Source organism: Gluconacetobacter entanii (assembly GCF_013155425.1).
GTDB lineage: Bacteria > Pseudomonadota > Alphaproteobacteria > Acetobacterales > Acetobacteraceae > Novacetimonas > Novacetimonas entanii.
This window is the reverse complement of record NZ_JABJWD010000024.1, coordinates 1-11956: the sequence shown is the minus strand read 5'-3', so window position 1 is coordinate 11956 and position 11956 is coordinate 1. Positions and strand designations below refer to the sequence as shown.

At 57.7% G+C, this 11956-nt stretch carries 11 protein-coding genes and 1 pseudogene; 5 read left to right on the top strand and 7 right to left on the bottom strand.

Annotated features, from left to right (window positions below; all coding sequences use genetic code 11):
* Positions 1-210 precede the first annotated feature (210 nt).
* The gene (locus tag HNH97_RS05365) at positions 211-954 is read left to right on the top strand and encodes a hypothetical protein (RefSeq protein WP_171790152.1); all 744 of its coding nucleotides are present in this window, start codon (positions 211-213) and stop codon (positions 952-954) included.
* A 47-nt stretch (positions 955-1001) separates the two neighbouring features.
* Here the strand turns inward: HNH97_RS05365 and HNH97_RS05360 are convergent, their stop codons facing one another.
* Positions 1002-1625, bottom strand: coding sequence for a CHAT domain-containing protein (locus tag HNH97_RS05360; RefSeq protein ID WP_171790151.1), 624 nt, complete (start codon positions 1623-1625; stop codon positions 1002-1004).
* 28 nt (positions 1626-1653) lie between these two features.
* On the opposite strand from HNH97_RS05360, the pseudogene HNH97_RS18375 reads away from it, so the two are divergent.
* Positions 1654-1835: pseudogene (locus tag HNH97_RS18375) on the top strand (IS630 family transposase); the annotation flags it as partial.
* Between the two features lie 314 nt (positions 1836-2149).
* Here HNH97_RS18375 and HNH97_RS05355 read toward each other — a convergent pair.
* The 3 genes from HNH97_RS05355 to HNH97_RS05345 are packed head-to-tail and all read right to left on the bottom strand — an operon-like array spanning position 2150 to position 4259.
* Positions 2150-2992 carry a PhzF family phenazine biosynthesis protein gene (locus HNH97_RS05355; RefSeq protein ID WP_171790150.1) on the bottom strand — a complete coding sequence of 281 codons (843 nt, stop codon included), beginning with the start codon at positions 2990-2992 and terminating at the stop codon, positions 2150-2152.
* Between the two features lie 29 nt (positions 2993-3021).
* Positions 3022-3558, bottom strand: a complete 537-nt coding sequence (locus HNH97_RS05350) for a sugar O-acetyltransferase (protein ID WP_171790149.1) — start codon at positions 3556-3558, stop codon at positions 3022-3024.
* The gene (locus HNH97_RS05345) at positions 3555-4259 is read right to left on the bottom strand and encodes a DUF1349 domain-containing protein (RefSeq protein ID WP_216657542.1); all 705 of its coding nucleotides are present in this window, start codon (positions 4257-4259) and stop codon (positions 3555-3557) included. Before HNH97_RS05345 ends, HNH97_RS05350 begins: the two co-directional genes overlap by 4 nt.
* 68 nt (positions 4260-4327) lie before the next feature.
* Between HNH97_RS05345 and HNH97_RS05340 the strand changes: the two genes are divergently transcribed.
* A complete protein-coding gene (locus HNH97_RS05340) occupies positions 4328-4891 on the top strand; it encodes a TetR/AcrR family transcriptional regulator (RefSeq protein ID WP_171790148.1) in 564 nt (187 codons plus the stop codon).
* Here the strand turns inward: HNH97_RS05340 and HNH97_RS05335 are convergent.
* Entirely contained in the window at positions 4860-6167 is a 1308-nt protein-coding gene (locus HNH97_RS05335) for an FAD binding domain-containing protein (RefSeq protein ID WP_171790147.1), read from the bottom strand. The two genes, HNH97_RS05340 and HNH97_RS05335, sit on opposite strands and share 32 nt — an antisense overlap.
* The gene (locus HNH97_RS05330; protein ID WP_171790146.1) at positions 6164-8296 is read right to left on the bottom strand and encodes a xanthine dehydrogenase family protein molybdopterin-binding subunit; all 2133 of its coding nucleotides are present in this window, start codon (positions 8294-8296) and stop codon (positions 6164-6166) included. The genes HNH97_RS05335 and HNH97_RS05330 overlap by 4 nt, the downstream gene beginning before the upstream one ends.
* Positions 8297-8447: 151 nt before the next feature.
* On the opposite strand from HNH97_RS05330, the gene HNH97_RS05325 reads away from it, so the two are divergent.
* Positions 8448-9029 (top strand): TetR/AcrR family transcriptional regulator, encoded by a 582-nt coding sequence (locus tag HNH97_RS05325; protein WP_171790145.1) that lies wholly within the window; start codon positions 8448-8450, stop codon positions 9027-9029.
* A gap of 192 nt (positions 9030-9221) precedes the next feature.
* On the opposite strand, the gene HNH97_RS05320 is transcribed toward HNH97_RS05325, so the two are convergent.
* Entirely contained in the window at positions 9222-10736 is a 1515-nt protein-coding gene (locus HNH97_RS05320; RefSeq protein ID WP_265176000.1) for an FAD-dependent oxidoreductase, read from the bottom strand.
* Between the two features lie 67 nt (positions 10737-10803).
* Between HNH97_RS05320 and HNH97_RS05315 the strand changes: the two genes are divergently transcribed.
* Complete coding sequence (locus HNH97_RS05315; RefSeq protein ID WP_110096470.1) at positions 10804-11256, top strand: MarR family winged helix-turn-helix transcriptional regulator; 453 nt, start codon at positions 10804-10806, stop codon at positions 11254-11256.
* The last annotated feature ends 700 nt before the right edge of the window (positions 11257-11956 follow it).

The following is an 11956-nucleotide window of genomic DNA, read 5'->3' as shown; positions in this document are numbered from 1 at the left end:
GCCCCCGAGACACTTGTCATCCCACCAACCCCAAGCCATAAAAAACGGGAACTCTCCTTTTGAGTGGATACAAAAAGGGGGGCACGTCAATATTTCTGATATTCTAAAAGCCGAAATCATTATGTATTCCACTTACAGTTTGGCTGCGGCAGATCATACAGCACTAATTTACGAAAAGGTTTGCCTATACCTGTCTCATAAGGGCGTCCTATGATGGTTTGGAAGTGTATCGGCGCTTTAAGCGTTGCCAATAATCTCACTGCATTTAGCACGCCTATCTTTCTTTCCGGTGAGAGTGGGGTAATTCACGCGCAAAGTGTAGATGAAAATGGGAACATCAAGAGTATGTTTCCTATTCCTGCGGGCTACCTTAACACCATGAAGAAGTTTCCATGTGAAAAGGAACTGACCACCTCAATTGGTGATCAGGAAATTTTTGGATTTTTCATAGAACCTGATTGTTCGTTTTTTGGCCCTGGGCAAGACTTAGAGGAGTTCCTGCTCAGGAACATTGAGGTCATCAAGCAATCACCCGTGACATATCTCTCGGCAGTTCGATTTCTGGGACTCGGGGTTGAAGATGAAATTCATGCAATACGTGAAGTCGGAAATCTGATCAATAATGGGGATGTAAGAGAATCGTTTGTCAGTTTTGAACAATTCTGCGTCGAGAAAACAGAACAGACGAAGAATATTGAGAATCTTATCGAGCAACTTTCCGAGAGTGGTAACTTTGCCACTACGCACACTATTGTTGAAAAATTAATGAGCCTGCAGGAATCGTTTGAGAGTCGCCATTTTAAGCAGGCGTTACGTGCATGTCTAAGAAATAACCAAGTGCATTGGATAGCTGGGGACGCAGATATTAAGCGATTTGTTAACTTTCTTATCAATAGTGGTCGACTTAAATTAACTGAGACTGCACGTTCGATACTCTTTGATCAGATGGCATGAGGTTATAATCATTTTTTTGCTGAATAATTATCTATTTCCACGTTTCCTCACTCGAGGAAAAACACATGCGGATTTTTATAACGATTTTCATATTCGGAGAAGGCTTGTTTAACACTCCGGCCTAACTGTAGGTGTTTATGGTAAAAGATGTGGCACATAAGTGCGGCATTGTAAAATGAGGGGCCTTTGATCGGAGAAATATAATATTTGCATTTTGTGGCTTCTTTAAACTCTTTGCGCGGCGTCTTTTGGCCTGAGAGGCAGGCCGTCGAGACAACAGTCTTTCCAAAAAGATTAATACCAGCCGAAGCAATTTCTTGCATCGTTATGTGTTTCTCGTCAGGCGTCCAGAACCCAATAAATTTTTTTCGTTTCTTATTAGGGGGCTTTTCTACGCACCCATGTGTCGCAATGTGAACTACATCGGCGGCTGTGGGCACCGACGATAGCAGTTCCAGGAACTGCGTTTTTGTGCGCACAGAATGGTAGCGGTTCGCTACGCCCATAAGGTTGAGCATATGACGGATAAATTTTCCCTCAGAGCCAGGGTCTTCTCCTTTGTCTTGGCAATCGATAATTAACACCGAACACCTTGCCTTTTTCTGTTTCTGTCCGGACATATTCAATTCCTTATGGACGTTTAAAATGAAGCCGCGCTCAGGTGCTTGCATATTAAACACGACGGTCCTGATTTGAAAACCGGTCGAAAATGTCAGGCAGTCCTACGCGCCAACAGGCTGTACAATACTGTCTTCGACGACATCGGGCACATCATCGACGTAGTCTGCTGTCTGTTCAACCTGAAACAATCTACTGCTCCCCTAATACCATCCGTTCCATTGGTCTCATAAAGATGGGATCACACAGATCAGTGTACATAATCGTTGGTATTGGTAATAATACTCATTTTGGCATCCTGAATATCTATCTAGGAAAGTATATGATTAATACATACCGCGACGTCGAGAGACTAGGCGTGGCGCATACGTATCTTGAACATGGACGGTCGCGTAAATGGCCGCTTTTCTGATCTCGGCGTCTGACAGCAGACCTTCCGTTCACCCCCCTAAACAGCCTTTCTGCTCAATAATACAGGAGCACACAGACAGCCTTGGTAAAAACATGCTCAATGGTGAAAGCCGTTGTCTGTTGACCCGCTCTTCTGGAAAGGGCCGTTGCATTCCCGCAGAAAGGATCATAACCGCAGCACGCCTGCAATCAGAGTCGTTGTCACCCCGCCAACCCAGATTTTTCCATCTTCCAGATCGACATGCACGCGTCCGGCCCGGCCAAGGCAGGTACCCTGGCTGGCAATGTAATGCCCGGGCGCAAGCCCGCTGCCTATGAGCCACTGCGCCAGCCCGGCGTTCAGACTACCGGTGACGGGATCTTCGTTCACCCCACAGGCCATGGCGAAGGCGCGCACCTCGAACTGCGCCTGTTGCCCATCGTGGATGGGATCCCAAGGTCCTGTTACGCCGATACACAGGTCCGACAGGGCCGCGTAATCGGGTTCAAGCGCCAGCACCTCCCGGCGTGACCCCAGCATGATGGACAGCCACCCCGGCCCGTTATCAGTCCATGCCGCAGCCCGGATGCATGAGGCGGGAATCTTCAGCCCATTTGCAACCCGGTGCAGCAGGCCGGGTTCCACCGCCCCCGATCGCTGCAATGGGGGCGCTGCAAAAGCAAGGCAGCCATTATGCGCGCGCACCGGCACAAGGCCCAGACCACATTCCTGCATGATCGTGTTCCCGCGCGGCTGACCGCCCGCAGCCAGCCAGGCATGGCAGCTACCCAAGGTAGGGTGGCCAGCAAACGGCAGTTCGGTCTGCGGCGTAAAGATACGCACCTTGTAATCCGCATCCGGCGAGGTTGGACGGAGCAGGAACGTGGTTTCGCTCAGGTTTGTCCAGTTGGCAAAGGCGGCCATCTGCTCGGTAGTCAGGCCGTCTGCCCCGATCACCACGGCCACCGGATTGCCTCTGGTCGGCTCAGTGGAGAATACATCGATCTGTTGAAACTGGAATTCAGCCATGGGTGCCCGCTCATCCGCCGGGGTTATTATCAGAGATGCAGAGGCCGCGCCGGATTGCCGGCCACGGTTGCGCCAGCGGCCACATTCTGGGTGACGACACTGCCCGCTCCGATAATGGCATGATCCCCGACCGTGATGCCCGGCAGGATGATGGCGCCACCACCGATCCAGACATTGCGGCCAATGGTAACAGAGCGGCCAGATTCCAGCATTTTCTGGCGCAGTTCCGGGGCGCGTGGGTGGTCGGCGGCGAGGATCTGCACGCCCGGGCCGATCTGCGTGCCGTCGCCAATCCTGACCGGCACCACATCAAGCACGATGCAGTTGAAATTGAGGAATACGTTGTTCCCCAGAAAGAGATTATAGCCGTAATCACAATGAAACGGCGGGCGAATGCAGGTATTCTCCCCAACCGCGCCCAGCCGCTCGGGTAGGGACCCGTCGCCAGTGTTATACCGGGCAAGCCACTCGGCACACTGCGCCAGTTCGCGCTGCAATTCGGGGTCACTGGCCATGTACAGTTTGCCCGCCAGCATTTTCTGTTTTTCGCTGCGGTGGGGCATCATGTCAGGTCGTGTAGTGGCTTGTTAAGCGGGGGGGTCAGTTTCCAGTCAGAAAAACGCACCTTCAGCCCCTCGCGCTCTGGCGTGCAGCACATCGGACCCACCAGATAGGACTCAGCCACGGGGAAGGGGGCCAGGCGCACGAGCGGCCAGGTTTTGCCATCACCCGAGACCTGAAGCCGCAGCACGCCATCAGCCACGCTTGCGCGCATCCAGAAATCTTTCGGGTCGGCCTCATAGGGGGCCGTGGCCCAGTCCGAGCGGCCATCGGTCAGCACGCTGCTGAGCATGGCGCGCCCGTCCGAGAGTTCGATCCCGGCCTTGACCCAACGCGTTTCGTCAATGCGCACCATGAGACCGGCCTGATCGTACAGCTTTTCATATTCGGCACGGATGCGAAGCTGCGCCGTGAAGCGGGCAGGGGCATGCAGGCCGTAAAAATGGCCGCTATCGCGCGTGAAGCCGTAGAAAGTCTCGCGCCAGAAGTCGGAGCCCTTGTCCGTTGTCATCTCAAGCGCATCGGCCCTGATCGCGCTTTGGTGTGGTTTGTTGAGCCAGACCCCGCCACGCCACGGGCCGCGACCGCTGGCATGCGCCCGTCCGCCCAGGGCCATGCCACCGGCTACTGCGCCTGCTGCGATGACCGTGCGCCGTGTCATGCCCGGGGAACCGTTCTTTTCGGTATTCTCGCTCACTGCTACCATCCCACATCGTTGAGATATTCATCTTGTGTACGAACGTACACATAGCGCAAGGCTAAACCTGTTTCCTCATGTCAAGCAACCCTTCAGCCATCCGTCGCCCCGACCCCGACCGCAAGCAGCGCATCATCAATGCTGCTTTAGACGTGATCGTGGAACATGGCGTGCAGGGCACGACGCACCGCCGCGTGGCCAAGGCAGCAGGGGTGCCGCTTGGCTCGATGACGTATCATTTCAACGGCATGGACGACCTGCTTCAACTGGCTTTTACGCAGGTGGCTCAGGCCAGTTCCGCAGCCTTTGTCGGGCGGCTGGCCGAGGCCGGAAACCGGGAGGAAGCGATAGGAGCGCTTGTCGATATCATTGCCGGAAACATCTGGTCCACGCCACGCACGCTGCTGCTGAGTTATGAACTATACGCCTTTGCCGCCCGCAAGCCCGAACTCGCGGCCATCATGCGCGACTGGATGCAGGCCAGCCGGGAGGCGCTGGGACGTTTCTTCGATCCGCTGACCTGCCGCGCACTTGATGCTCTGGTCGAGGGCATGGGCATTCACGGCTCGGTGGATCATGCGAAACTGGACCGTGGGCAGATAGAAGACATCATCCGTCGCCTCTGCCCGCCGCAGGGCTGAAAAGCACCCGGCAATGCCGCATGAGAAGGTTGCCAGCCACGCGCCTGCGGTAGGCAGCGGTAGAGCGCATGTCATCGATCGGCGTAATTTCAGACATGGCCAGTGCAGTCACGGCGTTGAGATGCGCTTTATCCCGCGCCCCTGAGGCGAGAGAAGCATGCGCTTTCGGGCACGTCATGGGAGCGGGACCGACAGCCCCGAACGCAAAGCTGATTCCGGCCGGGTCGTCAGGCACTCTGACCGTTGCGAGGGACAGTTTCGAGATCGCCTGCGCCCTGCGTGGGCCGACCTTGGTGAAGGCCTGTGGCTGGCCCAGACATTTTGCGGGAATGACAAAGCCGGCAATCAGTTCTCCTGCCCTGCGTTGCGTGCGCCCGGCCCCCGTGATGAACGCGGCAACCGGCATCTCGCGGCTCCCATCATGATGGATGAGCCGGACACGGGCCTGAAGGGCGACCAGCGCCGGAAGGCTGTCACCTGCCGGGGAGGCGGTGGCCACATTGCCGCCAATGGTCGCGGCATTCCTGACCTGCGGGCTGCCAACCCCATGCGCGACATCCCTGAGAATGGGCACAAAACGGGCGATGACAGGATCATGCAGGATATCCTGCCAGCGCATCAGGGCACCGATGACGAGATTGCCGTCCTCCCCAAAAACCTGATGCAGTTCCGGCGCATCCAGCCGCTCAAGCGAAAACAGCCGGAGGGCGCCGAGATCATGACCCGCGCGCACCACAAGGTCGGTTCCCCCCGCGATCGGGACCAGTTCAGGATCCTGCGCCAGACTGGCCAGCCCATTCTGCAAGGACAGGTCCGCCTTGCCGGAAATGGTGCCCCTGCGTGGCGGAAGGCAGGCTGCTTGCTCCAGCGCCGCGCGGATTTTCACATAGCCCGTGCAGCGGCAGAGATTGCCCTCAAGGGCATCATCGGGGGTATCATCACGGTGTCGCCCGGCCCAGGCCATGACAATACCCGGCGTGCAGAACCCGCATTGCACCCCTCCCGTGCGCGCCAGGGCGGAACAGATTTCCGATCCATCCGTCGTCCGGGCCAGGGCTTCAATGGTTGTCACCGTAGCGCCTTGCAGCGTTTCGGCTGCTACAAGGCAGGAACAGACTGGCCGCCCATCCACCATAACCGTGCAGGCCCCGCATTCGCCTTCACCACAGCCAAGCTTGGCGCCATTGAGGTGCAGATCATTGCGCAGCACCTGCAACAGTGTCTTGCCCTTATGCGCAATCTGGAGCGGTGCGCCATTGAGCTGGAATGTGATCATGACAGGGCTTTTTCCATGACCGGCAGAATGGCCTCCGGCGTGATCGGGAACTGTTCGAAGCGATGGCGAAGACAGCGCGCAAGGGCATTGGCGATGGCCGCCGCCGCAGGTGTCAGCCCGACTTCCGCAATGCCGCGCGCACCCAGCGGGTTTGACGCATCAGGGTGATTGATCAGGTGAACACGGACATCCACCGGCACATCGCGGATGGTGGGCAGGATGTAGGATGAAAAGCGGTTGTTCAGGACACGCCCCTCGTGCTGCACAAGGTCTTCACTCAGGGCAAAACCCAGCCCCTGCGCCAGCCCGCCTTCGATCTGGCCTGTCACCCCATCAGGATTGATGACCGTCCCGGCATCGAGCCATGTCTCGACTTCTTCCACCGTGACATTCACAGTCGCGGTATCCAGCGCAATGCGAACGGCCTGGATGCCATAGGAATACCCTACGTGCGGTGCACCCAATGTCAGCTTTTCGGGAAAATACGGCGCAAAATGCGCGGTTTTTTCTAACGCCCCGTTTTCACCAGCATCAATCCGTGCTGCCAGCTGACGGGCCGCCTTCGCCACGGCATTGCCCGTTACGACCACGGAGCGGGAGGCGTTCGTGGACCACGAATTCGTATTATCCGTGGTGCCGATATCAAGCCCGATGTCATGCGCCGCGCAACCCAGTCCGGATGCCGCAATCTGCTGGAATGCAGACAGATTGCCCTCGCCAAGGTCCGCACTCGAACAGTCCAGCCAGAACTGGCCGTTCGCGTCGCGGCGCAGGGTGATGCTGGAACCGGGTTCGGCCCCAGCCCCCAGCCCAAAGCCCTGCCAGACAAAGGCAAAGCCGGTCGCGCGCAGCTTCCCATCCTCATCTGGCCGCAGGGTTTCTGCCCCAAGCGCACGGAGTAATGGCCCGTTGCGGGCTGCGGCAATCAGGCGTGGCAGCGTGACATCATTGCGCACGATGTGCCCGGCTCCGGCCCGGTCACCACCGCGAAGCAGGTTCTGCACTCGGAAATCAACCGGGTTCATGCCGCATTTCGCCGCCAGCGCGTCCATCGCCTGCTCAATGCCCAGAATGACCTGGGGATTGCCAAACCCACGAAAGGCCGAGGCATTGCCGGTATTGGTATGGACGGCCTTGCCCTCAATCCGGCTGGCCTGAAAACGGTAGGGACCGGAGGCATGTTCGGCGGCAAGGACAAGAACAGCCGGCCCCAACGTCATGTAAGCTCCGGTATCGGCCAGAAGGCTGGCCCTGAAGCCCGTCAGCCTGCCCATGGCATCACAGCCCACCGCGACATCGACTTCGAAACGATGCCGTTTTACGGAATAGCCAATACTTTCTTCACGCTCATAAACATAGCGGGCAGGGCGACCCGTAGCATGTACCGCCAGTGCCAGATGGGCCTGAACATTCAGGTCTTCCTTGCCGCCAAAAGCGCCCCCCATGGGTGGATGCGACACATGGACCTGCTCCAGCGGAACACCAAGGATGGCGGCAATCTGCTTCTGGTCAGCAAAAGGGTTCTGTCCGCCACAGGTTATGGCGATCCGCTGCTTCTCATCACGCCAGGCGATGCCCGCTTCGGGCTCCAGAAAAGCATGTTCCTGCCGCCCCGTACTGTAGGTCAGGCGCACGACATGGTCGGACGCTTCCAGCGCGGCATCTACATCGCCAAAACCCAGATCGACCTCATGGCACAGATTGCCGTTTGGCCCGATCTGCGGCGCATCGGGGGCGAGTGCCTGCCGCGCATCCAGCAGGGCGGCCAGGTTTTCATATTCGACGTGGATCAGCTTGCAGGCATGACGCGCCTCCTGCTCGCTCTCGGCCACTACAAGGGCTACGGCATCACCACAAAAGCGCACCCGGTCATGACACAGGACAGGTTGATCGGGCGCGATCAGGCCAAAACTGTTGAGGCCAGGAATATCGGCATGGGTAAGAATCCGCACGACCCCCGGGGCCTGCCGTGCCGCATCCGTATTGATTGACACGATCCGGGCATGAGCACGTCCGGCGCGCAGGACCCTGAGATGAACACAGTGGTCGCGATGCAGGTCAGAAGGGTAGGGGAAAGCCCCTCTGGCTTTGTCGAGGGCGTCCCATTTCTGGATGGATTGTCCAATCACAGGTCTGCTCCGGTGTCTGTCCTGTCCTGAACGTTATCAGGCCCGGAGCGACACTTACGATACGATCCGTATCGTAGTCAATAACCGATACGGAGCGTTGCGAAAAACATCGGACGGTGGCAGTTTTCCCGCAGTGTGCTGGAGAACGATCTTGAACAGTCCCGACCCATCTCATGCTGCAAAAGCTTCCTTAACAGGAAGCGGCCGCAAACGCAGTCGGCAGGCGACCGAGGCCGCACAGGGGGCAGCGCTGCAACTCGCCTATGATCTGGGCCCGGAGCGGGTAACGATGGAGGCGATTGCAAGTCATTCAGGGGTGGCGAAAACAACGCTCTACCGGCGCTGGAACAGTGCCGCTGCCGTTGTGATGGACGCATTCCTGTCGGAACTGACCCCACAGATTGCCTACAGAACGGGGCAGGATGTCAGGCAGACACTCGTTTTTGCGCTTGAAGACCTCAGTGCGGCGCTGGACGCACCACGGCGGAAACTCCTGCGGCACATGATCGCCGCCGCGCAGTCCAGTTCCGTACTCGAAAAGGCCTTCTGGGATCGATGGATTGCGCCGCGAAGGCAAGCGGGGGTGGTGGCGCTCGAACAGTTCGGAATATCCCCAGAGGCGGGCGAACTCACTCTCGACCTGCTGTATGGCGCATTTTATTACCGGATGCTGATTCCGTATGCGCCCATCACAAGCACATGGATCCAAAAAATCGTGGATCAGGTTTCCTGAATGTTGTCGTATTCCGTAAACGGCGAGGCTGCAGATGGAAATCTGGAGCGATAGGCAGCTATCGTCGGGATCAAGCCTCATCGGGGCTGATCGGTTGTTACTGAGGTGTCCGGCTGTCAGGGGGTTTCACAGTATTGATTGGGTGCTTTTCTATTATTCCGATCTGACAGCCGACCATCCGCTCCTCCCCCATCATGACCCTTCGAGTGTATCGGTCGGGCCGGACGGCAGCACATGCGCGAGGTAGCGCGAAAGCTGCGGCTCCAGTCCGTCAGAGGGAAAGATCCCGGCGATGTAACCATCCGGACGCACGAGCACCCACTGACCGGGTTCGATCCCGTAAGCTTCGGCGATATTGCCATCTTCGTCGACGAGTTCATGCTCCGCACCAACGGCGACGATACGGACGCCCGCGATGGCCGACGGCCGGTCGTGCGGCTGGTAGCCGAGCAGGGTCCAGTGAGACCCTTGAAAAATCATGAACAGTCGTGTCCGTTGCCCCGCCTGCCCGCGACAGGGCGCATCGGGTGCGCGATCGCTCGCCTGCACTTTGCCGCCCACCGAACCGGGCGCGCTCAATGATGAGCCGCGATAACCGAGGTCAAGCTGACGCGCTTCGCGATCGCGCCGCATGGTGCCCTGCCTTGCTTCACCAAGCAGCCGCGTCGAGAGATGCAGCATGTTCGACGCGATCGGCCGGCGCTCCGCCTCGTAGCTGTCGAGCAGCGCTTCCGGCGCACCCGCGAGCACGGAGGCCAGCTTCCAGCCGAGATTATAAGTGTCCTGAACGCTGGTATTGAGACCCTGACCACCGGTTGGCGGGTGAACATGAGCGGCATCCCCCGCAATGAAGACGCGTCCGACCCGGTAGCGATCAGCCAGACGCGCATTCATCGCATAAACCGAGGACCAGGACACCGAACGGACGGTGATGTCCTCTCTGCCGGTCCGGACCTCGATGAGCGCGGTCAGTCCGGCCGGAGACAGGTCGATCTCCCCGTCCAGTGCCACGGGCGCCTGAACCTGGAACAGATCGGTTCCCGCCAGTGGACAGATCATCACCTGTGTCGCCGGTGAACCGAGCTGGAAACGATGCCAGACGGACCGATCAAGCCCCTCCAGCCGCACATCGGCAACGATCGCACGCACACCCAGTGCTTCTCCCGGAAAATCAATCGCCAGGGCATGGCGCACGAAGCTGCGGCCGCCGTCGGTTCCGACGAGAAACCGGGCGCGGATCATATGCTCGCCGGTTTCTCCTTCCATCCTTGCCGTTATGCCATGTGCGTCCTGTTCAAATCCGGTCAGCCGTGTACCGAAGCGCGGATGATGCCCAAGCTCGGCAAGCCGCTCCCGCATGACGGCTTCGGTTGCGAACTGCGGCAGCATCAGCGGCGCGGCATAGGGTTCGGCGGGAGTAGGGAAGACTTCCGCCTCCGTCAGAAGCGACACGTTGTGGGTTCCATCAGGACGATAGTGGCGCAGCGGCGGATAGGGGCCGCCTGTCGCCGCCATGCGATCAACGAAGCCGAGATCCTCGAAGACCTCCATCGTCCGGGGCTGGATGCCTTTCCCGCGCGATCCGTTGAACGGCTGTGTGTTCTGCTCGATCAGTCGGAACGAAACTCCGCGTCGGGCGAGGTCGATCGCAAGCGTCAGGCCTGCGGCCCCCGCACCCGAGATCAGGACGTCTGTATCGAAGGACACTGGCAACTCCGCGAATCAATGTGTAATATTCACGTATCTCAGAGCGGCGTCCAAGGCAACAAAAAGCGTGAATAATACACATGATCCTGACATCCTGCGCGGGCTGCATGCCGCGATCATCGATCTGGTCGATGAAATCAACCGGCCGCGTCGGGATGATCGACTGATCGAAGAAGCGGGCATTCCACTGGATCGCGCCCTGTTTCCGCTTCTGGCGCGCGTATGGCGTTACGGTCCTGTCGGTGTTGTCGAACTCGCGGACCGTACAGGGCGTGATCATACGACGATCAGCCGACAGATGACCAGGCTGGAAGAGCTGGGCCTTATCGAGCGCCACCCGTCTGCCGCGGACAGGCGTGTTCGCGAAGCGACAGTGACTGGAAAGGGACAGGAAATGGTCGACCTGCTGAATGCGGCCCGCCAGCGACTGGCGAACCGCATTCTCGTCGACTGGACGGATGCCGACCTCGATCAGTTACGGACGCTTTTGCGACGCTTCGCTGACGACCTGATGCGATGATAAATCCAGTGAAAATCTGTCACCAGAAGCAAACCGGTTGCTTCCCTCGTAAAGCCGTATGTCGTCTTCAAGAATGGAGCAGACAGGCGACAAACGCCCTCATCGCGGTCGTTAGGAAAGCTTTTTTTTTCTCTCTCCTTCGCAATCATAAATTCACGATAATTCACAATAGGGGCTAGAAAAAACGAAATATCATTGAACTATTATTCGCCAGACTGAAGTAGTTCAGAGGCATTGCACGCGCTACGACAAGCTGAAAGCAACCTTCATCGCAGTAGTGCAGTTTGTCTCCGCTACCATTGGACTTAACTGACGACACGGCTTAAGATTTCATCACGGCCATGTATAAAATTTAGCCCGATTGCGCCATTGGCTGTCTGCTATATAAATATTGAGATTCTCTGTTGGAGATCATAAAAAATGCAATCGTACACCAGTAACACTTCCCTTCGAGCAGGAAACGTTTTTCTTGGCAGCGTATGAGGCCCTTACGGCGGCGACCCCATCCATAGGTGAACTTCTTGCGCTGAACAACGATCATGAGATTGAACTTTCATGGCTGAATATGAGTTGCTTCAGGCGCCTATTGCAGCAGGCTTTTTATGCGCGGTATATCGTAACCGGCCGCTCTGGGCCGCCTTGATTATGCGGCCTGTCTGTGCAGTGTATTCACGGGTTTCCAGTTCCATGGCAACAGTTC